Here is a 26,296-nt window from a genome sequence, read left to right as displayed (position 1 = left end):
ACGCTACTAACGGGTAAACGCCGGGACAAGGGTTCTGTGGAGGGCAAAGAATCGTTGGGCCATTCGTAGGGACTCCACAAAGAAACGGAGTGGGCCGCAGCACGCCCTCACAGAGACCTTGGCCACATCGGAGGGCTAGGGTTTGCCGAAGGAGTCCTGCGTACCGAGGTGCTGCACGGGATCTCGCAGGTCGAGCGAGCCCTGTATCACGCTCCGTGTGGGGAAGCTCACCACTGCGGACGGGTCGAAGTGACGTGTCGGCAGTCCCTAAACTCGGCTTGTTTCAAGGAGGGAGCCTCAATCGTGCGCAAGGTGCTCATCGCCAATCGTGGCGAAATCGCTGTCCGCGTTGCCCGGGCCTGCCGGGACGCCGGGATCGCGAGCGTGGCCGTCTACGCCGACCCGGACCGGGACGCTCTGCATGTCCGCGCCGCGGATGAGGCGTTCGCACTGGGCGGTGACACCCCGGCCACCAGCTATCTGGACATCGGCAAGGTCCTGAAGGCGGCCCGTGAATCCGGCGCGGACGCCATCCACCCCGGCTACGGCTTCCTCTCCGAGAACGCCGACTTCGCCCAGGCCGTCCTCGACGCCGGCCTGATCTGGATCGGCCCCCCGCCGCAGGCCATCCGCGACCTCGGCGACAAGGTCGCCGCCCGGCACATCGCCCAGCGCGCCGGCGCGCCGCTGGTGGCCGGCACGCCCGACCCGGTGTCCGGCGCCGACGAGGTCGTCGCGTTCGCCAAGGAGCACGGCCTGCCCATCGCCATCAAGGCCGCGTTCGGCGGCGGCGGGCGCGGTCTGAAGGTCGCGCGCACCCTCGAAGAGGTCCCCGAGCTGTACGACTCCGCGGTCCGCGAGGCGGTGGCCGCGTTCGGCCGCGGCGAGTGCTTCGTCGAGCGCTACCTCGACAAGCCCCGCCACGTCGAGACCCAGTGCCTGGCCGACCAGCACGGCAACGTCGTCGTCGTCTCCACGCGTGACTGCTCCCTGCAGCGCCGCCACCAGAAGCTGGTCGAGGAGGCCCCGGCGCCGTTCCTGTCCGAGGCGCAGCTCGCCGAGCTGTACTCCGCGTCCAAGGCCATCCTCAAGGAGGCCGGCTACGTCGGCGCCGGCACCGTGGAGTTCCTGGTCGGCGTGGACGGCACGATCTCCTTCCTGGAGGTCAACACCCGCCTCCAGGTCGAGCACCCGGTCACCGAGGAGGTCGCCGGCATCGACCTGGTCCGCGAGATGTTCCGCATCGCCGACGGCGAGGAACTCGGCTACGACGACCCGCCGCTGCGGGGTCACTCCTTCGAGTTCCGCATCAACGGCGAGGACCCCGGCCGCAACTTCCTCCCGGCCCCCGGCACGGTCACCAGGTTCGACCCGCCGTCCGGCCCGGGCGTCCGCCTGGACGCCGGTGTGGAGGCCGGCAGCGTGATCGGCCCGGCGTGGGACTCCCTGCTGGCCAAGCTGATCGTCACCGGCCGCACCCGCGCCGAGGCCCTCCAGCGTGCCGCGCGCGCCCTGGACGAGTTCCAGGTCGAGGGCATGGCCACCGCGATCCCGTTCCACCGCGCGGTCGTCCGTGACCCGGCGTTCGCCCCCGAACTCACCGGCTCCACCGACCCGTTCACGGTCCACACCCGCTGGATCGAGACCGAGTTCGTCAACGAGATCAAGCCCTTCGCCGCCCCCGCCGACGCGGAGGCCGAGGACGAGGCCGGCCGTGAGACGGTCGTCGTCGAGGTCGGCGGCAAGCGTCTGGAGGTCTCCCTGCCCTCCTCGCTCGGCATGAGCCTGGCCCGCACCGGCCTCGCCGCGGGGGCCAAGCCCAAGCGCCGCGCGGCCAAGAAGTCCGGCCCCGCCGCCTCCGGCGACACCCTCACCTCCCCGATGCAGGGCACCATCGTCAAGGTCGCCGTCGAGGAGGGCCAGGAGGTCAAGGAAGGCGACCTGGTCGTCGTCCTGGAGGCCATGAAGATGGAGCAGCCGCTCAACGCGCACAAGTCCGGCACCATCAAGGGCCTGTCCGCCGAGGTCGGCGCCTCCCTCACGTCGGGCGCCGCGATCTGCGAGATCAAGGACTGACACCCGTACGGCGCGGCCACCGCACCGGCACCACGACAGCGCCCGGCGTCCGGCAGGACGACCGGGCGCTGTCGCACGACCGGCGGCCGTGCGACCGGGACAGCCGCAGGCCGGCCGGGGGAAGCCGCACGACCGGCAAGGCCCCCGGACAGCAACCGGCCCGCTGTCCCAGAGCCCTACCGCCGCCGCAGGTCGGCCACCCTCGCGCGGTCCTGCCCGGCGGGCTGCTCACCGAGGACGGTGGCCGCGCTCCGCAGCCCCGCGCCCGGCACCTGGCGGCGTGGCGCGGGGACCGGCGCGTCCCGGCGCTGCTGGCGCGCCGCATCACCCCCCGGGCCCCCGGAACCCGCCGCACCGCCCGGGCCCGAGGCGCCGGTCACGGCGATCTGCACGCCCTGGTCGGCGAGCGCCTGGAGTTCGGTGGCCGCACGGTCGTCGTGGGCGGGCGGTTCGTCGGTGACGAGCCGGGTGATGAGTTCCGTCGGCACGGTCTGGAACATGGTGTCCGTGCCGAGCTTGGTGTGGTCGGCGAGGACGACGACCTCGGCGGCGGCCTGCACCAGCGCTCGGTCCACGGACGCCGACAGCATGTTGGAGGTGGACAGCCCGCGCTCGGCGGTGAGCCCGCTGCCCGACAGGAAGGCCCGCGAGACCCGCAGCCCCTGGAGGGACTGCTCGGCGCCCGAGCCGACGAGGGCGTAGTTCGACCCGCGGAGGGTCCCGCCGGTCATCACGACCTCGACGCGGTTGGCGTGGGCGAGGGCCTGGGCGACGAGGAGGGAGTTGGTGACGACGGTCAGCCCGGGCACCCGGGCCAGTCTGCGCGCCAGCTCCTGGGTGGTGGTGCCCGCCCCTACGACGATGGCCTCGCCCTCTTCGACCATGCCCGCGGCGAGGTCGGCGATGGCCGTCTTCTCGGCGGTCGCGAGATGTGACTTCTGCGGAAAGCCGGACTCCCGCGTGAACCCGCCCGGCAGTACCGCACCGCCGTGCCGGCGGTCGAGGAGTCCTTCTGCCTCCAGTGCGCGCACGTCCCGCCGTACGGTCACTTCGGAGGTCTGGACGACGCGGGCGAGTTCACGGAGCGACACGGCCCCGTTCGCTCGCACCATTTCGAGGATCAATTGGCGACGTTCTGCAGCGAACACGAAACTGACAGTAACCCCAACGACCGTCTGGTTTCAGCAGTTTGCGCCGAATAACAGAAGTTGTTCGCAGTGCCATACCGGAGGTGGTATAAGGCCTACCCATCCCGACTATGCCAGTCGCATGCGCCGTGACGGGCCGTGACCGGTGCCTGGTGGGCGCCGCCGTGCTCAGCCCTCGCCGTTCACCTGACGGGTCTGCAACTGCCGGGCCACCTCGGCGATCGAGCCCGACAGCGAGGGGTAGACGGTGAAGGCGTTGGCGATCTGCTCGACCGTCAGGTTGTTGTCGACGGCGAGCGAGATGGGGTGGATCAGCTCGGAGGCGCGCGGCGCGACGACGCAGCCGCCGACCACGATGCCGGTGCCCGGCCGGCAGAAGATCTTGACGAAGCCGTCCCGGATGCCCTGCATCTTCGCGCGCGGGTTGCGCAGCAGCGGCAGCTTCACCACGCGGGCGTCGATCCTGCCGCTGTCGACGTCGGCCTGGGTGTAGCCGACGGTGGCGATCTCGGGGTCGGTGAAGACGTTCGAGGAGACCGTCTTGAGGTTCAGCGGGGCGACGGCGTCGCCGAGGAAGTGGTACATGGCGATACGGCCCTGCATGGCGGCGACCGAGGCGAGCGCGAAGACGCCGGTCACGTCACCGGCGGCGTACACGCCGGGGGCGGTCGTGCGGGAGACCCTGTCGGTCCAGATGTGCCCGGAGTCGCGCAGTTTCACCCCGGCGTCCTCCAGGCCCATGCCCGCGGTGTTGGGAATGGCGCCGACGGCCATCAGGCAGTGGCTGCCGCTGATGACCCGCCCGTCGGCCAGCGTGACCTCCACCCGGTCGCCGACCCGCTTGGCGGACTGGGCCCGGGAGCGCGCCATGACGTTCATGCCGCGCCGCCGGAAGACGTCCTCCAGCACGGCGGCGGCGTCCGGGTCCTCGCCGGGCAGCACGCGGTCGCGCGAGGACACCAGGGTGACCTTGGAGCCGAGCGCCTGGTAGGCACCGGCGAACTCGGCGCCGGTGACACCGGAACCGACCACGATGAGCTCCTCGGGAAGCTCGTTCAGGTCGTAGACCTGGGTCCAGTTCAGGATGCGCTCGCCGTCGGGCCTGGCGTCGGGCAGCTCGCGGGGGTGGCCGCCGGTCGCGATCAGCACGGCGTCGGCGACGAGCGTCTCCTCGCTGCCGTCGGCGGCGGTCACCACGACCTTGCGCGAGCCGTCGAGGGCCTGCATGCCCTCCAGCCGCCCGCGCCCGCGCAGCACGCGCGCACCGGCGCGCGTCACGGAAGCGGTGATGTCGTGGGACTGCGCCAGCGCGAGGCGCTTCACCCGCCGGTTGACCTTCCCCAGGTCCACACCGACGACGCGGGCGGGCGTGTCGATGTGCGGGGTGTCGTCGGCGACGATGATGCCCAGTTCCTCGTACGACGAGTCGAAGGTGGTCATCACCTCGGCCGTCGCGATGAGGGTCTTGGACGGGACGCAGTCGGTCAGCACCGACGCCCCGCCCAGGCCGTCGCGGTCGACGACGGTCACCTCCGCGCCGAGTTGGGCGCCCACCAGCGCCGCTTCGTATCCGCCGGGTCCGCCACCGATGATCACGATCCGAGTCACGTACTCCATTGTCCCGCACGCCTCGGCGCCGCACCGCCCCGGGGCCCCGACCGACGTACCCCTGTTACCGGAGTGACGCCGCTGCCGCCTGCCGTACGCTCTGAACCATGTCGCTCTACGCCGCGTACGCCGGCAACCTCGACGCGCGGCTGATGTCCCGCCGCGCCCCGCACTCGCCGCTGCGCGCCACCGGCTGGATGAACGGGTGGCGGCTGACGTTCGGCGGCGAGCACCTGGGCTGGGAGGGCGCGCTCGCCACGATCGTCGAGGACCCGATGTCGCAGGTCTTCGTCGCGCTCTACGACATCGCCCCCATGGACGAGGACTCCCTGGACCGCTGGGAGGGCGTCGGCCTGGACATCTACCGCCGCACCCGGGTCCGCGTGCACACCCTGGAGGGCGAGGAACGGGCCTGGTCGTACGTGCTGAACGCCTACGAGGGCGGCCTCCCCTCGGCCCGCTACCTGGGCGAGATGGCCGACGCGGCGGAGTCCGCCGGGGCCCCGCACGACTACGTGATGGAACTGCGCAAGCGCCCCTGCTGACGGCCCCTGCCGTGCGGCCTTTTCGTCGGAAACGACAAGACAACGATCGCCATCCCGTCGGCTCGTTCATCTACGCGCGTAGGCCCTGACCGGTTACTCTCGTCCGCGTGAACGCATCTCTTCTTCCGGACGACATCCAGGGCGACCCCTACGCCGCCGCCGACGCCGCCGCCGCGCGCCTGCGCGAACTCACCGGCGCCGAGACCCACGACGTCGCCCTCGTGATGGGCTCCGGCTGGGCCCCGGCCGTCGACGCCCTCGGCGCTCCCGACGCCGAGTTCCAGGTCACCGAGCTGCCCGGCTTCCCGCCGCCTGCGGCACAGGGCCACGGAGGCAAGATCCGCTCGTACCGGATCGGCGCGAAGCGCGCCCTGGTGTTCCTGGGCCGCACGCACTACTACGAGGGCCGCGGCGTGGCCCCGGTCGCACACGGCGTCCGTACGGCCGTGGCGGCCGGTGCCAAGACGATCGTCCTCACCAACGGCTGCGGCGGCCTCCGCGAGGGCATGCGCCCCGGCCAGGCGGTCCTGATCAGCGACCACATCAACCTCACGGCCACCTCCCCCATCGTCGGCGCCCACTTCGTCGACCTCACGGACCTGTACTCACCCCGCCTGCGCGCCCTGTGCAAGGAGGTCGACCCCACGCTGGAGGAGGGCGTCTACGCCCAGTTCCCCGGCCCGCACTACGAGACGCCGGCCGAGATCCGCATGGCCCGGGCGATCGGGGCGGACCTGGTGGGCATGTCCACGGTCCTGGAGGCGATCGCCGCGCGTGAGGCGGGCGCCGAGGTCCTGGGCATCTCCCTGGTGACGAACCTGGCGGCAGGCATGACGGGCGAGCCCCTCAACCACGAGGAGGTCCTCCAGGCGGGCCGCGACAGCGCCACCCGCATGGGCAGCCTGCTGGCACAGGTACTGGGCCGCCTGTAGGCGAGCCGCGCGAGGGGGAACCCGCGATCCGCAGGGAAGCGGGACCGCAGCCGCGACGGCGGGAGAGCCGCTGCCCGGACGGAAGCGGGGCGTGGTGGTGCGGCGCAGCCCGCCGCTCGGCCGGCTGCCACCCCCGGATCATGTGCAGGCAGGCCCACGGGCCGGACCCGCGGCGGGCTCGCCGCACCACCACGCCCCCGACGCAAGAGACAACGGCCGGCGCACCACACCCCGCCGCCCCACCCGGCACAAGAACGACACGAGAGGTGACACCGACGTGCAAGACGACGCCCTCCTCGCACGGGCCCGCGCGTGGCTGGCCGAGGACCCCGACACGGAGACCCGTACGGAACTCGCCCGCCTCATCGACACCGCGGACGTCACCGAACTCACCGCCCGCTTCAGCGGCACCCTCCAGTTCGGCACCGCCGGGCTCCGCGGCGAACTGGGCGCCGGCCCGATGCGGATGAACCGCTCCGTCGTCATCCGCGCCGCCGCCGGTCTCGCCGCGTACCTCAAGAAGAACGGCCACACCGACGGCCTCGTCGTCATCGGCTACGACGCCCGCCACAAGTCGGCCGACTTCGCCCGCGACACCGCCGCCGTCATGACGGGCGCCGGCCTGCGCGCCGCGGTCCTCCCCCGCCCCCTCCCCACCCCCGTCCTCGCCTTCGCCATCAGGCACCTCGGCGCGGTCGCCGGCGTGGAGGTCACCGCCAGCCACAACCCGCCCCGCGACAACGGCTACAAGGTCTACCTCGGCGACGGCTCCCAGATCGTGCCCCCGGCCGACACCGGCATCGCCGCGGAGATCGACGCCGTCCGCTCCCTCGACGACGTCCTGCGCCCCGACAGCGGCTGGGAGACCCTGGACGACTCCGTCCTGGACGCCTACCTCGCCCGCACGGACGCGGTCCTCGGCGAGGACTCCCCGCGCACCGCCCGCACCGTCTACACGGCGATGCACGGCGTCGGCAAGGACGTCCTCCTCGCCGCCTTCGCCCGCGCGGGCTTCCCGGAACCGGTCCTCGTCGCCGAGCAGGCCGACCCGGACCCGGACTTCCCGACCGTGGCGTTCCCCAACCCGGAGGAGCCCGGCGCGATGGACCTGGCCTTCGCCAAGGCCCGCGAGACGGACCCGGACCTGATCATCGCGAACGACCCGGACGCGGACCGCTGCGCCGCCGCGGTCAAGGACGGCGGCGACTGGCGCATGCTCAGCGGCGACGAGGTGGGAGCCCTCCTCGCCGCCCACCTGGTGAACCGCGGGGCAACGGGCACCTTCGCGGAGTCGATCGTCTCCTCGTCCCTCCTGGGCCGCATCGCGGAGAAGGCCGGCGTCCCCCACGAGGAGACCCTCACCGGCTTCAAGTGGATCGCCCGCGTGGACGGCCTGCGCTACGGCTACGAGGAGGCCCTCGGCTACTGCGTGGACCCGGACGGCGTACGCGACAAGGACGGCATCACGGCGGCGCTCCTGATCACGGAACTGGCCTCCGAACTGAAGGCGCAGCGCCGCACGCTGCTCGACCTGCTGGACGACCTCGCCGTGGAGCACGGCCTGCACGCCACCGATCAGCTGTCGGTCCGGGTGGAGGACCTGTCGGTGATCGCCGCGGCGATGCGCCGCCTGCGCGAGCAGCCCCCGACGGAGCTGGCAGGCCTGCGCATCACGCGCTCCGAGGACCTCACGCGGGGCACGGACCGCCTCCCGCCCACGGACGGCCTGCGCTACACGCTCGACGGCGCCCGGATCGTCGTCCGCCCGAGCGGCACGGAGCCGAAGCTGAAGTGCTACCTGGAGGTGGTGGTCCCGGTGGCCTCGCACGAGGCACTGCCGGAGGCACGGGCGGAGGCGGCGAACCTGCTGTCGGTGCTCAAGCGGGACCTGTCGGCGGCGGCGGGCATCTGACCGAACGCGACGGGGTGCCCGCCCCGGGCACCCCGTCACACCTCGAAGGCGGCCCACCCGCCCTCATCCGATCCCCAGCAGCACCCCCAACAGCACAGCCCCCGCAGCCGCAGGCGCCAGCACCTCGTAGGCCCACCGCACGGTGACCTCCCCCTGCGCGCCCGGGGCATCGGCGCGCGCCTCGTGCAGCTCACGCAGCTCGTCCATGATCCGGTCGGTCGCGGCCCGCACGGGCACCCGTGACGCACCCCCGCCACCACCGCCCCGGGCGGCCTCCCCGGCGGCCCGCATCTCCTCCCGCGCCGCCCGCTTCCGGGCCCGCAGGGAGACGGGAAGGGCCCACAGCTGGTACTTGGCACCGGTGCGGTCGACGACCTCGTTGGAGTATCCGGACCGCAGCGACGCGACCTGCCCCCAGGGCAGCACCACGACGCGGAAGGGATTGCGGACGCGCAGCCGGTCGTCGTTGACGTGGACGGCGGGACGCACGGTGAAGGCGACGACCAGCGGCACGAGGAAAAGCAGCGCGGCGAGGGCGATCCAGGGCGTGCGCCCCGCCCCGGCGACCACGGCGTCGATCCCCAGCCACCCGGCGACGGCGAGCAGCAGGACACCGCCCACGACGGCCGCGTTGGACCGGTGCACCCGGTCCTGGGGTGCGGGCTGCGAGGCGTGCGGGCCTCCCGAGGGCTGGGGCTCTGATGGCTCCGGGATCGTCATGCCTTGATTCTGCACGAACGGCTCCGCACGCATGACTGCGCCCGAACGGCTCTGCACTGCGCCTGCACCTACGGCTCCGCACTGCGCCCGCACGCGCCAGCACCTACGGCTCCGCACGGAGCCCGGCCGGGAGCCGCACCCAGTCCTCTGGGACCGACCCCCAGTCCTCTGGACCCGCCCCGGTCCCCGCCCTCCGATTCCCGCCAGGCCCTGTACAGCCGCTACGCGCGTAGATATGCTCGTCTGGTGACCATGCCCACCAACGCACCCACCGCCGCACGTGCCCTCCCGGACGTCACCGCGTCCGACAGCACGCTGCGCCGCTTCCTCCACGGGCTGCCCGGCGTCGACGCGGTCGGCCTGGAGGCGCGTGCCGCCTCGCTCGGCACCCGTTCCATCAAGACGACCGCCAAGGCGTACGCCATCGACCTCGCCATCTCGATGGTCGACCTGACGACGCTGGAAGGCGCGGACACCCCGGGCAAGGTCCGGGCGCTCGGCGCGAAGGCGGTCCACCCCGACCCGACCGACCGTACGACGCCCGCCACGGCCGCGGTCTGCGTCTACCCCGACATGGTGCCCACCGCCAAGGAGGCCGTCGCCGGCTCCTCCGTGAAGGTCGCCTCGGTCGCCACCGCCTTCCCGGCGGGCCGCGCACCGCTCGCCGTGAAGCTGGCGGACGTGCGCGAGGCGGTCGCCGCGGGCGCCGACGAGATCGACATGGTCATCGACCGCGGGGCGTTCCTCGCGGGCCAGTACATGAAGGTGTACGACGAGATCGCCGCCGTGAAGGAGACCTGCGGCGCGAGCGCGCGCCTGAAGGTCATCTTCGAGACGGGCGAGCTGTCGACGTACGACAACATCCGCCGCGCCAGCTGGCTCGGCATGCTCGCCGGGGCGGACTTCATCAAGACGTCGACGGGCAAGGTCGCGGTGAACGCGACCCCGGCGAACACCCTGCTGATGCTGGAGGCGGTCCGCGACTTCCGCGCGCAGACCGGCGTCCAGGTCGGCGTGAAGCCGGCCGGCGGCATCCGCACCAGCAAGGACGCGATCAAGTTCCTGGTCCTGGTGAACGAGACGGCCGGGCCGGACTGGCTGGACAACCACTGGTTCCGCTTCGGCGCCTCCTCGCTGCTGAACGACCTGCTGATGCAGCGTCAGAAGATGGCCACCGGCCGCTACTCCGGCCCCGACTACGTGACGGTGGACTGATCACCATGGCACCCGCATCCGCATCCGTACCCGCATCCTCCTCCGCGTCCCCGTTCGAGTACGCGCCGGCGCCGGAGTCCCGCGCGGTCGTCGAGCTCGCGCCGTCGTACGGCCTGTTCATCGACGGCGAGTTCACCGAGGCGGCCGACGGCCGGGTCTTCAAGACGGTCTCGCCGTCCACCGAGGAGGTGCTCTCCGAGGTCGCGCAGGCCGGTGAGGCCGACGTCGAGCGCGCCGTGAAGGCCGCCCGCAGGGCGTTCGAGAGGTGGTCCGCCCTGCCCGGCGCGGAGCGCGCGAAGTACCTCTTCCGCATCGCCCGCATCATCCAGGAGCGCAGCCGCGAGCTGGCCGTCCTGGAGACGCTGGACAACGGCAAGCCGATCAGGGAGACAAGGGACGCCGACCTCCCGCTGGTCGCGGCGCACTTCTTCTACTACGCGGGCTGGGCCGACAAGCTCGACCACGCGGGCTTCGGTGCGAACCCTCGACCGCTGGGCGTGGCCGGCCAGGTCATCCCCTGGAACTTCCCGCTGCTGATGCTGGCGTGGAAGATCGCCCCGGCGCTCGCGACGGGCAACACGGTCGTCCTGAAGCCGGCCGAGACGACCCCGCTGTCCGCGCTGTTCTTCGCGGACATCTGCCGCCAGGCCGGACTGCCGAAGGGTGTCGTCAACATCCTTCCGGGCTACGGCGACGCGGGCGCCGCGCTGGTCGCCCACCCGGACGTGAACAAGGTGGCGTTCACCGGTTCGACGGCGGTCGGCAAGGAGATCGCGCGCACGGTCGCGGGCACGCGCAAGAAGCTCACGCTGGAACTGGGCGGCAAGGGCGCCAACATCGTCTTCGACGACGCCCCGATCGACCAGGCCGTCGAGGGCGTCGTGACCGGCATCTTCTTCAACCAGGGCCAGGTCTGCTGCGCGGGCTCGCGTCTGCTGGTGCAGGAGTCGATCCACGACGAGCTGCTGGACTCCCTCAAGCGCCGCCTGTCGACGCTGCGCCTGGGCGACCCGCTCGACAAGAACACCGACATCGGCGCGATCAACTCCGCCGAGCAGCTGGCCCGGATCAGCTCCCTCGCCGAGCAGGGCGAGGCGGAGGGCGCCGAGCGCTGGTCCCCGTCCTGCGAACTGCCCTCGTCGGGCTACTGGTTCGCGCCGACCCTGTTCACCAACGTCACCCAGGCACACACCATCGCCCGTGACGAGATCTTCGGCCCGGTCCTGTCGGTCCTCACCTTCCGCACCCCGGACGAGGCCGTCGCCAAGGCCAACAACACTCCGTACGGCCTGTCCGCCGGCATCTGGACGGAGAAGGGCTCCCGGATCCTGGCCGTGGCGAACAAGCTCCGCGCGGGCGTCGTCTGGTCCAACACGTTCAACAAGTTCGACCCCACCTCGCCGTTCGGCGGTTACAAGGAGTCGGGCTTCGGCCGCGAGGGCGGCCGTCACGGCCTGGAGGCGTACCTCGATGTCTGAGAAGACGGGCAAGTCAGAGAAGACGGAAAAGACGGATCGCATGGACCGCCTGTCGGTCTTCAAGACATACAAGCTGTACGTCGGCGGGAAGTTCCCGCGTTCCGAGAGCGGCCGGGTGTACGAGGTGACCGACTCCGAGGGCAACTGGCTGGCGAACGCACCCCTGTCCTCCCGCAAGGACGCCCGCGACGCGGTGGCCGCCGCCCGCAAGGCGTTCGGCGCCTGGTCGGGCGCGACGGCGTACAACCGCGGTCAGGTCCTGTACCGCGTCGCGGAGATGCTGGAGGGCCGCCGGGACCAGTTCGTCCGCGAGGTCGCCGGCGCGGAGGGCCTGTCGAAGGCGAAGGCCGCCGCGCAGGTGGACGCGGCGATCGACCGGTGGGTCTGGTACGCGGGCTGGACCGACAAGATCGCCCAGGTGGTGGGCGGCGGGAACCCGGTGGCGGGGCCGTTCTTCAACCTCTCCTCCCCCGAACCGACCGGCGTGGTGGCCGTACTGGCCCCGCAGGAGTCGTCGTTCCTGGGCCTGGTGTCGGTTCTCGCCCCGGTGATCGCCACCGGCAACACGGCGGTCGTGGTGGCGAGCGAGAGGTCCCCGCTCCCGGCCCTGTCCCTGGCCGAGGTGCTGGCCACGTCCGACGTCCCGGGCGGCGTGGTCAACGTCCTGTCCGGCCGTACGGCGGAGATTGCGGCGCCGCTCGCCGCGCACCAGGACGTCAACGCGATCGACCTCGCCGGCGCCGACGAGGCCCTGGCGCGGGAGCTGGAGATCGCGGCGGCGGACAACCTCAAGCGCGTGCTCCGTCCACAGCCTGTGGACAACGCCGGCTGGGCGGCGACGCCGGGCATCGACCGCATGACGGCGTTCCTGGAGACGAAGACGGTCTGGCACCCGACGGGCTCCCTGGGCGCGTCCGGCTCGTCGTACTGACGGGAAGGGCCCGGAAGGGCCCCGCCCCGCAAGCTGAAGGGCCGCGCGTTCCCTCCGTCCGGGGAAGGCGCGGCCCTTCGCCTGCGACGCGCGGCTCAGCCGCCGAGCAGCCCCGCCACCTGTCCGACGACCGGGATGCCGTCGACGGACTGCGCCTGCGCGACCGGCCCGGTCAGGGCCGTCGAGGTCAGCGGCTGGAAGTCGGCGAGCTGGGTGCCCACCCCGTTGTCGAGGGGGTCGACCCCGGTACCGGCGAGCGGGTTGGGCTTCAGCCCGGCGACCGGCCCGGTGATGTACCCCACCATGCCGGTGAGCGCCTGGAGACCGGCCTGCGGGTCGATCTTCCCGAGCGAGGTGGGCCGGGTGTGCAGCGTGTCGAGGACGGGCTCGGCGTCCGCCGCGGAGGCCGTCGCCGCACCTGCGCCCAGGGTGACGCCCGCGGTCGCGAGGGCGACCAGGGCGCGCTGTGCTGTCGTGCTCCGGGGGGACACGTGTCGGGCCATCTCTGCTGCCACCTCTGCTTGCGTTCTCAACTGCTCCGGGTAATGCGACAGACACGAAGGGTAATTGAAGTGTGACGCGCGCTTCAAAGCCGACCCGCGGGGTCGTGGGACAGCACAGGGATGCCTCACACTGGTGTCCCGTGAGCTTCCCACCGGCCATACCCGCGCGAGTCGTGCTGCTCTGCGGCCCTTCCGGCTCCGGCAAGTCCCTGCTCGCCGCCCGCTCCGGCCTCCCGGTGCTGCGGCTCGACGACTTCTACAAGGAGCGCGACGACCCGACGCTGCCGCTGGTGGCCGGGAGCCGCGACATCGACTGGGACCACCCGGACTCGTGGGACGCGGACACGGCCGTCGCCGCGATCGAGGAACTGTGCCGCACGGGCCGCACGAACGTTCCCACGTACGACATCGCGCTCAGCGCGCGCACCGGCGAGGAGACCGTCGGCATCGGCCCGGCGCCGGTGTTCATCGCGGAAGGCGTCTTCGCGGCGGACATCGTCGACCGCTGCCGCGAACTGGGCGTCCTGGCGGACGCGCTGTGCCTGAGCCGGGGCCCCCTGCGGACGTTCCGCCGCCGCTTCCTGCGTGACCTCCGAGAGGGCCGCAAGTCGGTCCCCTTCCTCCTGCGCCGGGGCTGGCGCCTGATGCGCCTGGAACGCACGATCATCACCCGTCAAACCTCCCTCGGCGCCCACGCCTGCAACCGGGACGAGGCTTTGAATCGCCTGGCGGCGGCAGCGGACCACGCCACAACCAGGACACCGGCGTAAGCCCCCCGGACCGCGGGACGAGTCCCGGTCCGGCACGCCCGGCGGCGGACCGGACGCCGCCTGCGTTGCGTGCGGAAATGGGCCGGAGGGACGCGCACACGGGCGCAACGGAAAGCGGGACTGGACGGACCCCCGCCCTCCAGTCCCGCTTCCTTTGGTGCTTCCCCCTGCGGTGCCCCCGGGACCCACCCCCATGGGTCCCGGGTTCCTCCCCCGTTTTTCCCCGGTCCCCCCGCTTTCCCCCGTCTCCCCGCGACCCCTCGGGACCCCGTTTCCCCCGTGATCCCCCGCGATCCCCTCGGGGCTCCCTGGTGAGGAGCACCGAAGTCCCCCCTGACGCACCCGGGTTCTGTGAACGTCCCCCGTTCCCGGGCCCCCTGCCCTCAGGCGACCAACTCGCCGAAGGCGTTCTCCTCGTCACGGCCGAAGCTGAGGACCTCGTCCTCGCGCAGCCGGCGGAGGGACCGCCAGATGCTGGACTTCACCGTGCCGACACTGATGCCGAGGATGTCCGCGATCTCCGGGTCCGTGCGGCCCTCGTAGTAGCGCAGGACCAGCATGGTGCGCTGGAGCTCGGGCAGCCGGGCCAGCGCCTGCCACAGGACCGCGCGCAGTTCGGTGCCGCGCATCGCGTCCGTGTCGCCGGCGGTCTCCGGCAGTTCCTCGGTCGGGTACTCGTTGAGCTTGCGGCGCCGCCAGGCGCTGATGTGCAGGTTGGTCATGGTCCGGCGGAGGTAGCCGCCGACCGCCGCCTTGTCGCTGATGCGGTCCCAGGCCCTGTACGTCGAGAACAGCGCGCTCTGCAGCAGGTCCTCGGCCTCGAAGCGGTCACCGGTCAGGTGGTACGCGGTGGCGTACAGGGAGGCGCGGCGCTCCTGGACGTAGGCGGTGAACTCCGCCTCCGTCAGGGAGCGGCGCTCCCCCGGTTCCCCCCCGTACGCGTCCTTGCCGTGCGTCCCCCCCGTGGGCGCGTCGACCACCGCCATGATCACGGTGTGCTGACGCCCGGTGCCGCGGGCGCACCCCCGCCCCCCGCGCTCGAACGCGCTCGCGCGGGAGGGCCCCCCGTCGGCCCCGGACTTCTCGGTGTTCCGGTGCACGTCGTGCAGACGCGTGATCACTGCGCTGGTGCTGATGCCGTGCAGCGTGTTCATCTCGCGCCCCCCGTCGTGGACTTCCGGTCTTCGGCCTGCTGGTGGTGCTGTGGTGCTGTGTCGAAAAGCTTGCCGCCGTCACTTCATGGCGGTGTCCGCCGACTGTCACAGACCTGTCACAGGGGTCCCTCGCGGGAGAGGGGCACGGGGAGGGGCGGCGCGCGGGCGGATCCGATCACTCTGGGGCGCCCCCCGGCTACGCAGACGTACGACGGGCGTTGGTCGGTTGCGGTAAATGTGTGGGAGCGCTCCAGGAGTCGAAACCCCAGCCCGCCATGGGCCAGAATGAGCCCCGTGCCTTCCCTGTTGCTGATCGAGGACGACGACGCCATCCGTACGGCCCTGGAGCTCTCACTGACGCGCCAGGGACACCGGGTGGCGACCGCTGCGAGCGGTGAGGACGGTCTGAAGCTGCTGCGCGAGCAGCGGCCGGATCTGATCGTGCTGGACGTCATGCTGCCCGGCATCGACGGTTTCGAGGTGTGCCGCCGCATCCGGCGCACGGACCAGCTGCCGATCATCCTGCTGACCGCGCGCAGCGACGACATCGACGTGGTCGTCGGTCTGGAGTCCGGTGCGGACGACTACGTCGTCAAGCCGGTGCAGGGCCGGGTGCTGGACGCCCGGATCCGGGCCGTGCTGCGGCGCGGCGAGCGGGAGTCGAGCGACTCGGCGACGTTCGGCAGCCTCGTCATCGACCGCTCCGCGATGACCGTCACGAAGAACGGCGAGGATCTGCAGCTCACGCCGACCGAGCTGCGGCTGCTGCTGGAGCTGAGCCGGCGGCCGGGTCAGGCGCTGTCGCGGCAGCAGTTGCTGCGCCTGGTGTGGGAGCACGACTACCTCGGTGACTCGCGGCTGGTGGACGCCTGTGTCCAGCGGCTGCGCGCCAAGGTCGAGGACGTGCCGTCGTCCCCGACGCTGATCCGTACCGTGCGGGGTGTCGGCTACCGCCTGGATCCGCCTCAGTGACGAAGCGACACGGGGGGTTCCGCGGCTGGGCCGCGGCGCGGAAGGGAGTCTGGTCGCGGCTGCGCTTCACCAGCCTGCGGCTGCGGCTGGTGGTGGTGTTCGCGCTGGTGGCGCTGACGGCGGCGGTGTCGGCGTCGGCGATCGCGTACTGGCTGAACCGGGAGGCGGTGCTCACCCGCACCCAGGACGCGGTGCTGCGCGACTTCCAGCAGGAGATGCAGAACCGGGCGGGGGCGCTGCCGGAGCGGCCGACGCAGGACGAACTACAGCACACCGCGGGGCAGATGGCGAACAGCAGTGAGCGGTTCGGCGTGCTGCTCGTCGCGCGGGACGCCGACGGCCGGACGGTGTACGGCAGTTCGGGCGGGCTCAGCGGCTTCTCGCTGAACGACGTGCCGAAGTCGCTGCGCGAGGCCGTGAACAAGAAGCAGCGGGTCACGTCGGCCAACAAGCACGCCTACCACCTGTTCTGGCAGCGGGTCGTCGAGGACGACACGCCGTATCTGGTGGCCGGGACCCGGGTGATCGGCGGGAACGCGACCGGCTACATGCTCAAGTCGCTCGAACCGGAGGCGAAGGACCTGAACTCGCTGGCCTGGTCGCTGGGCATCGCCACGGCCCTCGCGCTGATCGGTTCGGCGCTGCTCGCGCAGGCCCTGGCGACGACGGTGCTGAAGCCGGTGCACCGGCTCGGGGTGGCCGCGCGGCGGCTCGGCGAGGGCAGGCTGGACACCCGCCTGGAGGTGTCCGGCACCGACGAACTGGCCGATCTGTCCCGCACGTTCAACAGCGCCGCGGAGGCCCTGGAGAAGCGGGTCGAGGACATGGCGGCGCGGGAGTCGGCGTCCCGGCGGTTCGTGGCGGACATGTCGCACGAGCTGCGCACCCCGCTGACCGCGATCACCGCGGTGACCGAGGTGCTGGAGGAGGAGCTGGACTCCGGGAGCGGCAGCGTCGACCCGATGATCGAGCCGGCGGTGCGGCTGGTGGTCAGCGAGACGCGGCGGCTGAACGACCTCGTGGAGAACCTGATGGAGGTCACCCGCTTCGACGCGGGGACGGCCCGGCTGGTGCAGGACGACGTCGACGTCGCCGACCAGATCACCGCGTGCATCGACGCGCGCGCGTGGCTCGACGCCGTGGAGCTGGACGCCGAGCGCGGCATCGTGGCCCGTCTGGACCCCCGCCGCCTGGACGTGATCATGGCGAACCTGATCGGCAACGCCCTCAAGCACGGCGGTTCCCCGGTGCGGGTGTCGGTGCGGGAGGCGGACGACTCGGTGGTCATCGCCGTACGGGACCACGGGCCCGGCATTCCGGAGGACGTCCTGCCGCACGTCTTCGACCGGTTCTACAAGGCGAGCGCGTCCCGGCCGCGCTCCGAGGGCAGCGGCCTCGGCCTGTCCATCGCCCGGGAGAACGCGCACATCCACGGCGGCGAGATCACCGCCGAGAACTGCCCGGAGGGCGGCGCGGTGTTCACGCTGCTGCTGCCCCGGGACACGGCGGACCCGGCGGGCGGCGACGGCAACGGCGGGAGCCACGGGTCCGCCGGGCCCGACGGGAGCAAGGGCGAGGGCCCTGAGGGGGACGCCTGATGAACGTACGCCGGCTGCTCGCGCTGCCCCTGCTCGCCGGGGTACTCGCCGGGTGCGGCATCCGGGCCACGGAGGTGCCGACGGACTTCGGTCCCGCGCCGTCGCGGGCGCGCTGTTCGCTGGCCGAGCCGGACGTCGTGACGCAGAGTTCGCACGGCATGGCGGTGCAGGTGTTCCTGCTGTGCGGCTCGTCGCTGGTGGCCGTGGACCGGGCCGTGCGGGTGCGGGACGGCGCGGCGGACTCCGAGCGGCGCGTGCTGGTGGCGCAGGGCCTGCTCGACCAGCTCGCGGCGACGCCGTCGCGGGCCGAGAAGGAGGCCGGGTACACCACGGACGTGCGGGACGGCATGAAGGTGGCCGGGCCGCGCCCCGGGGACCCGGAGGACACGCTGCGGATCAGCGTCGCGCCCGGCGACCTCACGTCGTACGCCCTCGCCCAGATCGTCTGCACGTTCTCCGACTCGGCCGCGGCCGAGGGCGACGGCTCGGTCATCCTGGGCGGCCCCGGCGCCGAGCGGCCACGCCGCTACGAGTGCACGGACGAGGTGCGGATGCGACCGGGCAGCGCGGAACCCCCGTCGGGCGAGATCGTGAAGGGCTGACGCGGGGGGCGCGGCGCGGGTGGCTGGGGGCGCCTCATGCCCATGCCGGAGGGGGTGGTGCCGGGTCCGCCTCATGCCCGTACCGGGCGGGAGTGCGGTCGGGGGCTCAGGCCGTCCGGACGAGGGTCCGGCCGGGGCCATGGCCGTACCGGCGAGCGTGTGGACCGGGCCTCATACCGGTGACGGACGGGGTGCGGCCGAGACCTCACGGCCCTACCGGCGAGCACGTGTCGCCCGCGCCTCACGGCCGTACCCGACGAGGGGCGGACCCGAGCCCCACGGCCGTACCGGACGCAGGCACGGCCGAGAGGTCATGCCGGTACCGGCGAACACGTGTCGCCCTGGTCTCACGGTGTGCCGGACGCAGGTGTGGCCGAGGCCTCATGGCCGTCCGGGTGGCGGGCCGGAACCGATTCGGCCGGATGCCGCGTCTAGGGGGGCGTGCAGCGTGAAGGATTCGTCGGCGGCAGCGCCGAGCTCCGCATCCGTGCGACGGGAGGTGTCCTCCTCGTCGCGCACCTCGCGTTCGTCGCCTGGTTCGCGCTGCGGCCCCTGGACGTCCCCTGGGTGATGCCCGCCAATCTGCGGCCCTTCGCCGGGATCCGGGCGGACCTGGCGCTCGGCTGGCCGGAGGCGGCCCGCCGGATCGGCGAGGGCCTGGCCCTGCTGGCGCCGCTCGGTGTCCTGCTGCCGATGGCGAACGGCAGGGTGGCCGTGTCGCCGCTGGGTTCCCTGGCCCGTACGGTCGCCGCGGGCGCCCTGCTGTCGCTGGGCATCGAGCTGCTGCAGACCGGGGTGCCGGGGCAGGTCGTGGACGTCGACTCGCTGCTGCTGAACGCGACGGGCGTGGCGCTGGCACATGTGGCGGTGGTGCCCGCCGGGCGGCTGTGGGTCCGCCGCAGGGCGGAGCGGTACGGCGTCACCGCCGTCCGGCAGGACGAGGCGCCTCAGGGTCGGACCCCGACGATTCCCAGGGTCGGGATCGCACCGTAGAGCGATGCTTCATCCCTTTCGTCTCCGTACTGTGGAAGTCATGGGAGGCGGCCGTTCAGGAGCCGCCGCCCGACGCACCGCCGGGTGCGCAACCACGAAGGAGCCGCGATGAACCGCCCCGCCCGCCCGACCGAAGGCCGCGTGATCGGTGGAGTGTGCGCCGCGCTGGCCCGCCGCTTCCACACCTCCCCGACGACCGTGCGGGTCGTCTTCCTGCTGTCCTGCCTGCTGCCCGGCCCGCAGTTCGTGCTGTACATCGCGCTGTGGATCCTGCTGCCGTCGGAGCAGAAGACCCGCACGGCCTGGTGACCTGCCGATACGTACGCCGATGGGCGCACCCCCGCAGCCGGGAGTGCGCCCATCGGCGCGTGACGGTGGTGGCGTGGGCTAGAGCGGCAGACCGTTGAGGCCCGTGCCCTGGCCGGGCAGCGCCTGGCCGACCGGCAGGCCGCCGAAGAGGCCCGCGACCGGCTCGGTCGGGCCGCCGGTGAGGATCTGCTCGACGACCGGCCGGGCGGCGGCGAGGCCGGTGCCGACGGCGCCCTGTCCCTGCGCCAGCGTCTCGCCCACGCCCGGCGCCGGCTGGGCGAGGTCCTGCGCCGGCAGCGTCTTGGTGACGGTGCCCAGCGCCTGGCCCGCGTCCGGAACGGCCGGGGCGGCGTTGGCCGCACCCATGCCGGCGGCGGCGAAGGCGGCGCCGAGCGCGGCGACACCGAGGGTCTTGGCAGCAGACTGCTTCATGAAAGTGCGTCCTCGAAATGGGGTTGCGGGGAACGGAGCGGTAGTCCACGACCGTAAACACGGGACGCCGCCCGCCGCAAACATCGAAATGCGGACGGCCTGTGAAAACCGTCCGCGCTTTCGATCCCGGAAAGGACGCGGATCAGCCGCCCGATCCCGAAGGGTCGCTGGTGGAGGCGGTCTGCTGGAACAGCCATTCGGATTTCAGTTCGGCGTATCCCGGCTTGATCACGTCATTGATCATGGCCAGTCGTTCATCGAAAGGAATGAACGCTGATTTCATCGCATTGACGGAGAACCACTGCATGTCGTCGAGTGTGTAGCCGAATGCCTCGACAAGGTGCTCGAATTCCCGCGACATACTGGTGTGGGACATGAGGCGATTGTCCGTGTTGACCGTGGCACGGAAGTGCAGCCGGCGCAGCAGCCCGATGGGGTGCTCGGCGTACGAGGAGGCGGCCCCGGTCTGGAGGTTGGAGCTGGGGCACAGCTCCAGCGGGATCCGCTTGTCCCGGACGTAGGACGCGAGCCGGCCGAGCTTCACCGAGCCGTCGGCGTGCACCTGGATGTCGTCGATGATCCGCACGCCGTGCCCGAGCCGGTCGGCGCCGCACCACTGCAGGGCCTGCCAGATCGACGGCAGCCCGAAGGCCTCGCCGGCGTGGATGGTGAAGTGGTTGTTCTCCCGCTTGAGGTACTCGAACGCGTCGAGGTGCCGGGTGGGCGGGTAGCCGGCCTCGGCGCCCGCGATGTCGAAGCCGACGACGCCGAGGTCGCGGTAGCGGTTGGCGAGTTCGGCGATCTCCAGGGCACGGGCGGCGTGCCGCATCGCGGTGAGCAGGGCGCCGACGCGGATGCGGCGGCCGTTCTCCCGCGCGCGCCGCTCGCCCTCCCTGAAGCCCTCGTTGACGGCCTCGACGACCTCTTCGAGGCCGAGGCCGCCTTCGAGGTGCTGCTCGGGGGCGTAGCGCACCTCGGCGTAGACGACGCCGTCCTCGGCGAGGTCCTCGGCGCACTCGGCGGCGACCCGGACGAGGGCGTCGCGGGTCTGCATGACGCCGACGGTGTGCGAGAAGGTCTCCAGGTACCGTTCGAGGGAGCCGGAGTCGGCGGCCTCCCTGAACCAGACGCCGAGCGCCTCGGGGTCGGTCTCGGGGAGCTGGGAGTAGCCCGTGGCGCGGGCGAGTTCGACGATCGTGCCGGGGCGCAGCCCGCCGTCGAGGTGGTCGTGCAGCAGAACCTTGGGTGCCCGGCGGATCTGGTCCGGTGTCGGGGTCTTCGCGGTGGTCTGGCTCGTCATTCGCGCACTCTACCTCCTACGCGCGTAGATCGCGCGGGGTGGGAAGGTGTACGAAGTCCGTCGATACGTAACAGTGACCGGGCGGACCGGTGGCGTACACGCCGTCTTCTGACACTGTTCTGTCATGGCACAGCAAGTGACGCCGGTTCGCAGGGCCCGGCTGGGAAGGGCACTTGGCCCGGAGCCGACGGCGGTGGGCGGGGTGGTGCTGCTGCTCCCGGGCGGCGACGAGGTCTCCAGCCGCAGGCCGTCCCCGCTCCTGGCCACCGCGTCCGTACGCGCGCTGGGGCGCCGCCTGGCCCGCGCGGGCCGGGAGGAGGGCCTCGCCGCGCACGTGGTGCACTACCGCTACCGCGGCTGGAACGGCAGTTCGGCGCATCTGGCGAGCGACGCGGAGTGGGCCGCCGACGAGGCCGTACGGCGCTACGGGGACGTCCCCGTGTGCCTGGCCGGCGTGGACATGGGCGGGCGGGCCGCGCTGCGCGCGGGCGGGCACGAGGCGGTCACGTCCGTGCTGGCGATGGCGCCGTGGCTGCCGGACGAGGACGTGGCCGCGCCCGCCGAGCCGGTGAAGCAGCTCGTGGGGCGGCGGGTGCTGATCGTGCACGGCACGAACGACGAGCGCATCGACCCGGAGTTGTCGTTCCGGCTGGCGGCGCGGGCGAAGAAGGCCAACCGGGACGTGTGCCGGTTCGAGGCGCACTCCGACCGGCACGGGCTGCACCAGTACCGGGACGAAGTGCTGGCGCTGGCCGAGGACTTCGTGATGGGGGCGCTGTTCGGGCGGCCGTTCTCCCGGCCGGTCGAGGACGCGCTGGCGGCTCCGCCGCCGCTGGGGCTGCGGATGCCGCTGGCCGTGGGGTTCGGGTCGACGCTGCGGCGGTAGGCCCGTGCGGTCCGCGGGTGCGGGCCGGCCGCCGCCTGCCGCGCCGCCCGGTGGCGTGGTCCCCTAGTCCGGCAGCAGGTTGCCCCTCCTGGACAGGAGGAACTTCTTGAACGCCGCCACCGGGGGCGTGTCCGGGTGGCCGTCCAGCCAGGCCACGCCGATCTCCCGTGCCGCCCGCGGGGCCGTGACCGTCAGTTCGGCAACTCCCGGGCGGGGCACGGCCGGTGGGGGCAGGAGGGCGACGCCCAGGCCGGCCGCCACCAGGCCGCGCAGGGTTTCCGCCTCCTCGCCCTCGAAGGCCACCCGGGGTGTGAAGCCCGCCTCCTTGCAGAGGTCGTCGGTGATGCGGCGCAGGCCGTAGCCGGGCTCCAGGGTCACGAAGGCCTCCTCGGCGGCCTCCGCGAGCCGGACGCGCCTGCGGGAGGCGAGGCGGTGGTCCGCGGGGACGACCAGGCGCAGCTTCTGCTCGTCCAGGCGGCGGGCGACGAGGTCGGGGGCGTCCGGGACCGGGGAGGTCAGGCACAGGTCGAGTTCGCCCGCGCGCAGGCGCTCCAGCATCGCCTCGCCGTAGTTCTGGACGAGGCTGAAGCGGACGCGGGGGTGGTCGGCGCGGAAGGCGTGGATGAGGCCGGGGACCGTTTCGGCGCCCATGGTGTGCAGGAAGCCGAACGCGACCTTGCCGGTGGTGGGGTCGGCGTCGGCGCGGACCTTCTCGGCGGCGCGTTCGATCTCGGCGAGGGCCCGCTCGACGGAGGTGAGGAAGGTGCGTCCGGCGGGCGTCAGGGAGACGGTGCGGCCGCGGCGGGCGAACAGGTCGACGCCCAGGTCCTGTTCCAGGCGGACCATGGCGCGCGACAGCGTGGACTGCGGGACCTGCATCTGGCGGGCGGCACGCGTGACGTGCTCGGTGCGGGCCACGCCCGCGAAGTAGGCGAGGCGCGGCGCCAGCAGCCGCGACATGTCCGTCGTGTCTTCTGTGTCACTGGACTGTGACAGGCGGGGCCGTGACCTCTGCTGATGCACCATGGGAACGATTATGACCAATTCATGCATTGGACGGATCAGTGGAGGGCTTCGTACGTTCGATGCATGACTCCCGCCAGTACCGGGGCGTCCACCACCGTGGGCGCCGTGCCTTCCGTCCCCTCCTCCCCCTCGTCCGATTCCCGTGTGACCCCCGGCGGGCCCGGCTACCGCCGGATGAGCCTCGCCCTCTTCCTGGCGGGCGTGGCGACCTTCGCCCTGCTGTACTCCACCCAGGCGCTGCTGCCGCTGATCTCCGGCGGGTTCGGCGTGAGCGCGAGCGACGCGAGCTGGACGGTGGCGGCGGCCACGGGCGGCCTCGCGGTGTTCGTCCTGCCGATGAGCGCCCTGTCCGAGCGGTACGGACGGCGTACGGTCATGACGGCGTCCCTCGCGGTCGCGGTGACCGTCGGGCTGCTGGTGCCGTTCGCGCCCTCGCTCACCGCGCTGGTGGCGCTGCGGGCGGTGCAGGGCGCGGCGCTGGCCGGGCTGCCGGCGTCGGCGACCGCGTACCTCGCGGAGGAGGTCACGCCGAAGGCCCTGGTCACCGCCATCGGCCTGTTCGTGGCCGGCAACAGCGTCGGCGGGATGAGCGGCCGGGTCGTCACCGGCTGGGTGGCGCAGGAGTGGGGCTGGCGGGTCGCCCTCGGCGTGATCGGCGCCGTCGCGGTGGTGTGCGCGGTGGCCTTCCGCGTGCTGCTGCCCGCCCCGCGGCACTTCCGGCCGGGCTCGCCGCGCCCGCGCGTGCTGGCCCGCACGGTCCGCGGGCACCTGTCGAACCCGCTGCTGCGCCGCCTGTACGCGATCGGCGCCCTGTTCATGACGGTGTTCGGCGGCGTCTACACGGTGATCGGCTACCGCCTGACCGGGGCCCCGTTCGGGCTGGGGCAGGGCATCGTCGGCTCGATCTTCCTGGTGTACCTGGTCGGCACGGTGTCGGCCTCGACCGCGGGACGCCTGGTGGGCCGCCTGGGCCGCCGGGGCGCGCTGTACGCGGCGGGCGGCACCACGGCGGCGGGTCTGCTGCTGTCCCTGGCGGACTCGCTGCCGCTGGTCCTGGCGGGGCTGGTGCTCATCACGGCCGGCTTCTTCGCGGGCCACGCGGTGGCGTCGTCGGCGGTCAGCAAGACGGCCACCCACGGCCGCGCCCAGGCGTCGGCGCTGTACCAGTCGGCGTACTACGTCGGCTCCAGCGCGGGCAGCACGGCCGGCGCGGTGGCCTTCCACGGCGGCGGCTGGGCCGGGACGGTCGGCGTCGGCCTGCTGGCGGTGCTCGGCGTCGTGGCGATCACGGTGTGCGGGACGCGGGCGGCGCGGCTGCGGAGCCGGCTGGCGACGGCCGCCTGAGTCCGCCGCTCTCGGCGCGGACCGGCGCAGGCCGGCGCAGGGATGGGACGTACTGTGCCGCCCGCGCCCGCGCGCGGACCGGGCCTGCCGGGCCGACCTGGCCGACCGCGTCCGGATCGGGCGTGCCCTGCCTGCCGTGCCCGAACCGGGCGTGCCCTGCCTGCCGCGCCTGATCCGGCTGTGCGTGCCGTGCCGGCCAGGTCTGATCCGGGCGGGCCGTGTCGGCCTCCCCGCCCCTGACCAGGCGCTTTCTGCGGAGCGGAGGCCGTTGTCAGTGCCCTGCGGTAGCTTCCGAAGTGCTGGGCGCGAAGACGCGACAGAACGGCCAGGGGTGGGTGGACCATGACGAACAGCACGGCGACACCAGAGCTCGACGTGGCGCTGGAACAACACCGGACCGAACTCACCGGGTACTGCTACCGCATGCTCGGCTCGTCCTTCGAGGCCGAGGACGCGGTGCAGGACACCCTGGTGCGGGCCTGGCGGAGCTACGACACGTTCGAGGGCCGCTCCAGCCTGCGCTCCTGGCTCTACCGCATCGCGACGAACGTGTGCCTGGACATGCTGAGCGCGGGCAACAAGCGCGCCAGGCCCATGGACCTCACCGAGGCGTCGCCGCTCGCCCGGGCCGCCCTCACCCCCCGCCCCGACCACACCTGGCTGGAACCCATGCCCGACGCGCGCGTGCTGCCCACGGTCGAGGACCCGGCGGAGGCCACGGTCGCCAAGGAGTCCGTCCGGCTCGCCTTCATGGCCGCCCTCCAGCAGCTGCCGCCCAAGCAGCGGGCCGTGCTGATCCTGCGCGAGGTGCTGGCCTGGCGGGCGAGCGAGGTGGCCGAGCTGCTCGGCACGACGGTCGCGTCGGTCAACAGCGCCCTCCAGCGCGCCCGCGCCACGCTCGCCGAGCGGGAGCGCGACCAGGGCGCCGACGCGGCCGTGTCCGACCCGCTCGACGACGAGCAGCGCAAGCTCCTGGAGCGCTATGTCGCCGCCTTCGAGGGCTACGACATGACGGCGCTGACGGCGCTGCTGCACGAGGACGCGGTCATGACGATGCCGCCGTTCGACCTGTGGCTGACCGGCCCGGCGGACATCACCGGTTTCATGACGACGATGGGCGCCCCCTGCGCCGGGTCGCGGCTGCTGCCCGTGGAGGTCAACGGCCTGCCGGGCTTCGCGCAGTACAAGCCGGACCCGGACAAGGGCGGCTTCGCGCCGTGGGCGGTCCAGGTGCTGGAGATCTCAGACGGGCGGATCACCGGTTTCCACTGCTTCCTCGACACCCAGCGGTGGTTCCCGCTGTTCGGGCTGCCCCTCCACCTCGAAGGAGAGGCCGACGAGCTGGAGGAGAGCCGGTAGCGCGGGGTCGGGAGAGCGCAGCCTGATCCGCCCGCCGGCCCGCCGGGCGGCGAGCTGGAGCCGCGCCAGCAGGTCGACGTGGGCGAGCCCCGGCGGACCGAGCCCGCCGACGTCGCAGACCACGACACCGGCCCCGGTGTCCTCCAGCCGCGCGCGCACCTCGGCACACAGCCGGGGCAGCTCCGTCCGGGAGACGGGGCCGGGCAGCACGAGTACGGGGGGTGTCATGGCGTCCACGTACCGTAGACCGGCGCCGCACCCGTAACTCATCGCGCCCGGTCGGCCCCGCGCCTCCGTCCCCGGCCGCCGTGCGCGTCGGTCCCGCCCCGGCCGTCCGCTGCCGGCCCAGCCCGTCGTCTCACCTGCCCGCCCCCGCCGTGAGGATCACATTGACCCGTGTCCGGGGTTGCCCGGAGGGTTGGGTGTATGGCCCATAGATCATGTCCGTCCGCGTCAGGCCGCGTCACCCCGCTCCCCGCCGAG

The 26,296-nt window shown here is 72.7% G+C and carries 25 protein-coding genes; 16 read left to right on the top strand and 9 right to left on the bottom strand.

Translation table 11 applies throughout. The annotated features are described in order from the left end of the window. Positions 1 to 303: 303 nt before the first annotated feature. Positions 304 to 2,076, top strand: a complete 1,773-nt coding sequence (locus tag AB0M97_RS12955; RefSeq protein ID WP_365960868.1) for a biotin carboxylase N-terminal domain-containing protein — start codon at positions 304 to 306, stop codon at positions 2,074 to 2,076. 176 nt (positions 2,077 to 2,252) lie between these two features. On the opposite strand, the gene AB0M97_RS12950 is transcribed toward AB0M97_RS12955, so the two are convergent. Further along, positions 2,253 to 3,224 carry a DeoR/GlpR family DNA-binding transcription regulator gene (locus AB0M97_RS12950; protein ID WP_365960867.1) on the bottom strand — a complete coding sequence of 324 codons (972 nt, stop codon included), beginning with the start codon at positions 3,222 to 3,224 and terminating at the stop codon, positions 2,253 to 2,255. Positions 3,225 to 3,392: 168 nt separating this feature from the next. Beyond that, entirely contained in the window at positions 3,393 to 4,841 is a 1,449-nt protein-coding gene (locus tag AB0M97_RS12945) for an NAD(P)H-quinone dehydrogenase (RefSeq protein ID WP_365960866.1), read from the bottom strand. Between the two features lie 98 nt (positions 4,842 to 4,939). Here AB0M97_RS12945 and AB0M97_RS12940 point away from each other — a divergent pair, with 98 nt between their 5' ends. From AB0M97_RS12940 to AB0M97_RS12930, 3 genes are all read left to right on the top strand, one after another. Next, positions 4,940 to 5,377 carry a gamma-glutamylcyclotransferase gene (locus AB0M97_RS12940; RefSeq protein WP_365960865.1) on the top strand — a complete coding sequence of 146 codons (438 nt, stop codon included), beginning with the start codon at positions 4,940 to 4,942 and terminating at the stop codon, positions 5,375 to 5,377. A gap of 107 nt (positions 5,378 to 5,484) precedes the next feature. Continuing rightward, entirely contained in the window at positions 5,485 to 6,309 is an 825-nt protein-coding gene (locus tag AB0M97_RS12935) for a purine-nucleoside phosphorylase (RefSeq protein WP_365960864.1), read from the top strand. Between the two features lie 277 nt (positions 6,310 to 6,586). Further along, complete coding sequence (locus AB0M97_RS12930) at positions 6,587 to 8,221, top strand: phospho-sugar mutase (RefSeq protein WP_365960863.1); 1,635 nt, start codon at positions 6,587 to 6,589, stop codon at positions 8,219 to 8,221. Positions 8,222 to 8,284: 63 nt separating this feature from the next. Here AB0M97_RS12930 and AB0M97_RS12925 read toward each other — a convergent pair whose 3' ends face one another. Next, on the bottom strand, positions 8,285 to 8,941 hold the full coding sequence (locus tag AB0M97_RS12925; protein WP_365960862.1) for a PH domain-containing protein: 657 nt from the start codon (positions 8,939 to 8,941) through the stop codon (positions 8,285 to 8,287). 252 nt (positions 8,942 to 9,193) lie between these two features. Between AB0M97_RS12925 and deoC the strand changes: the two genes are divergently transcribed. From deoC to AB0M97_RS12910, 3 genes are read left to right on the top strand one after another with little or no spacing between them, the layout of a single operon-like run. Beyond that, positions 9,194 to 10,156, top strand: a complete 963-nt coding sequence (gene deoC, locus AB0M97_RS12920; RefSeq protein ID WP_365960980.1) for a deoxyribose-phosphate aldolase — start codon at positions 9,194 to 9,196, stop codon at positions 10,154 to 10,156. Positions 10,157 to 10,161: 5 nt separating this feature from the next. After that, a complete protein-coding gene (locus tag AB0M97_RS12915; RefSeq protein WP_365960861.1) occupies positions 10,162 to 11,634 on the top strand; it encodes an aldehyde dehydrogenase family protein in 1,473 nt (490 codons plus the stop codon). Next, complete coding sequence (locus AB0M97_RS12910; protein ID WP_365960860.1) at positions 11,627 to 12,565, top strand: aldehyde dehydrogenase family protein; 939 nt, start codon at positions 11,627 to 11,629, stop codon at positions 12,563 to 12,565. Before AB0M97_RS12915 ends, AB0M97_RS12910 begins: the two co-directional genes overlap by 8 nt. A gap of 95 nt (positions 12,566 to 12,660) precedes the next feature. Here AB0M97_RS12910 and AB0M97_RS12905 read toward each other — a convergent pair whose 3' ends face one another. Then, on the bottom strand, positions 12,661 to 13,068 hold the full coding sequence (locus AB0M97_RS12905; protein WP_365960859.1) for a hypothetical protein: 408 nt from the start codon (positions 13,066 to 13,068) through the stop codon (positions 12,661 to 12,663). 71 nt (positions 13,069 to 13,139) lie between these two features. Between AB0M97_RS12905 and AB0M97_RS12900 the strand changes: the two genes are divergently transcribed. Then, positions 13,140 to 13,838, top strand: a complete 699-nt coding sequence (locus AB0M97_RS12900) for a uridine kinase (RefSeq protein ID WP_365960858.1) — start codon at positions 13,140 to 13,142, stop codon at positions 13,836 to 13,838. Positions 13,839 to 14,221: 383 nt separating this feature from the next. On the opposite strand, the gene AB0M97_RS12895 is transcribed toward AB0M97_RS12900, so the two are convergent. Beyond that, positions 14,222 to 14,992 (bottom strand): SigE family RNA polymerase sigma factor, encoded by a 771-nt coding sequence (locus AB0M97_RS12895; protein ID WP_365960857.1) that lies wholly within the window; start codon positions 14,990 to 14,992, stop codon positions 14,222 to 14,224. 294 nt (positions 14,993 to 15,286) lie between these two features. Between AB0M97_RS12895 and afsQ1 the strand changes: the two genes are divergently transcribed. The 5 genes from afsQ1 to AB0M97_RS12870 all read left to right on the top strand — a co-directional run bounded on the left by afsQ1 (position 15,287) and on the right by AB0M97_RS12870 (position 19,466). Then, entirely contained in the window at positions 15,287 to 15,964 is a 678-nt protein-coding gene (afsQ1, locus tag AB0M97_RS12890) for a two-component system response regulator AfsQ1 (RefSeq protein ID WP_033272295.1), read from the top strand. Continuing rightward, a complete protein-coding gene (locus AB0M97_RS12885) occupies positions 15,961 to 17,562 on the top strand; it encodes a HAMP domain-containing sensor histidine kinase (protein ID WP_365960856.1) in 1,602 nt (533 codons plus the stop codon). The genes afsQ1 and AB0M97_RS12885 overlap by 4 nt, the downstream gene beginning before the upstream one ends. Further along, positions 17,562 to 18,164, top strand: a complete 603-nt coding sequence (locus AB0M97_RS12880) for a hypothetical protein (protein WP_365960855.1) — start codon at positions 17,562 to 17,564, stop codon at positions 18,162 to 18,164. The genes AB0M97_RS12885 and AB0M97_RS12880 overlap by 1 nt, the downstream gene beginning before the upstream one ends. Before the next feature lie 441 nt (positions 18,165 to 18,605). Then, complete coding sequence (locus AB0M97_RS12875) at positions 18,606 to 19,157, top strand: VanZ family protein (protein ID WP_365960854.1); 552 nt, start codon at positions 18,606 to 18,608, stop codon at positions 19,155 to 19,157. Between the two features lie 108 nt (positions 19,158 to 19,265). Continuing rightward, entirely contained in the window at positions 19,266 to 19,466 is a 201-nt protein-coding gene (locus AB0M97_RS12870; protein ID WP_365960853.1) for a PspC domain-containing protein, read from the top strand. Between the two features lie 78 nt (positions 19,467 to 19,544). Here AB0M97_RS12870 and AB0M97_RS12865 read toward each other — a convergent pair whose 3' ends face one another. Beyond that, positions 19,545 to 19,898, bottom strand: coding sequence for an ATP-binding protein (locus AB0M97_RS12865; RefSeq protein WP_365960852.1), 354 nt, complete (start codon positions 19,896 to 19,898; stop codon positions 19,545 to 19,547). Positions 19,899 to 20,040: 142 nt separating this feature from the next. Continuing rightward, positions 20,041 to 21,198: an adenosine deaminase gene (locus tag AB0M97_RS12860; protein ID WP_365960851.1), complete on the bottom strand. Its 1,158-nt coding sequence runs from the start codon at positions 21,196 to 21,198 to the stop codon at positions 20,041 to 20,043. A 124-nt stretch (positions 21,199 to 21,322) separates the two neighbouring features. On the opposite strand from AB0M97_RS12860, the gene AB0M97_RS12855 reads away from it, so the two are divergent. After that, positions 21,323 to 22,084, top strand: coding sequence for an alpha/beta hydrolase (locus tag AB0M97_RS12855; protein ID WP_365960850.1), 762 nt, complete (start codon positions 21,323 to 21,325; stop codon positions 22,082 to 22,084). Between the two features lie 63 nt (positions 22,085 to 22,147). Here AB0M97_RS12855 and AB0M97_RS12850 read toward each other — a convergent pair whose 3' ends face one another. Continuing rightward, positions 22,148 to 23,110, bottom strand: a complete 963-nt coding sequence (locus tag AB0M97_RS12850; RefSeq protein ID WP_365960849.1) for a LysR substrate-binding domain-containing protein — start codon at positions 23,108 to 23,110, stop codon at positions 22,148 to 22,150. Positions 23,111 to 23,173: 63 nt separating this feature from the next. Here AB0M97_RS12850 and AB0M97_RS12845 point away from each other — a divergent pair, with 63 nt between their 5' ends. Together AB0M97_RS12845 and AB0M97_RS12840 are read left to right on the top strand one after the other, a co-directional pair. After that, positions 23,174 to 24,454, top strand: coding sequence for an MFS transporter (locus AB0M97_RS12845; RefSeq protein ID WP_365960848.1), 1,281 nt, complete (start codon positions 23,174 to 23,176; stop codon positions 24,452 to 24,454). 342 nt (positions 24,455 to 24,796) lie between these two features. Then, positions 24,797 to 25,813: a sigma-70 family RNA polymerase sigma factor gene (locus AB0M97_RS12840; RefSeq protein ID WP_365960847.1), complete on the top strand. Its 1,017-nt coding sequence runs from the start codon at positions 24,797 to 24,799 to the stop codon at positions 25,811 to 25,813. Here the strand turns inward: AB0M97_RS12840 and AB0M97_RS12835 are convergent. Next, complete coding sequence (locus tag AB0M97_RS12835) at positions 25,697 to 26,041, bottom strand: STAS domain-containing protein (RefSeq protein ID WP_365960846.1); 345 nt, start codon at positions 26,039 to 26,041, stop codon at positions 25,697 to 25,699. The two genes, AB0M97_RS12840 and AB0M97_RS12835, sit on opposite strands and share 117 nt — an antisense overlap. Positions 26,042 to 26,296 lie beyond the last annotated feature (255 nt).

The sequence above is a fragment of the Streptomyces sp. NPDC051207 genome (genome assembly GCF_040682395.1).
Taxonomy (GTDB): domain Bacteria; phylum Actinomycetota; class Actinomycetes; order Streptomycetales; family Streptomycetaceae; genus Streptomyces.
The sequence above is the reverse complement of the archived record's forward strand: the minus strand, read 5'-3'. Positions and strand labels throughout refer to the sequence as shown.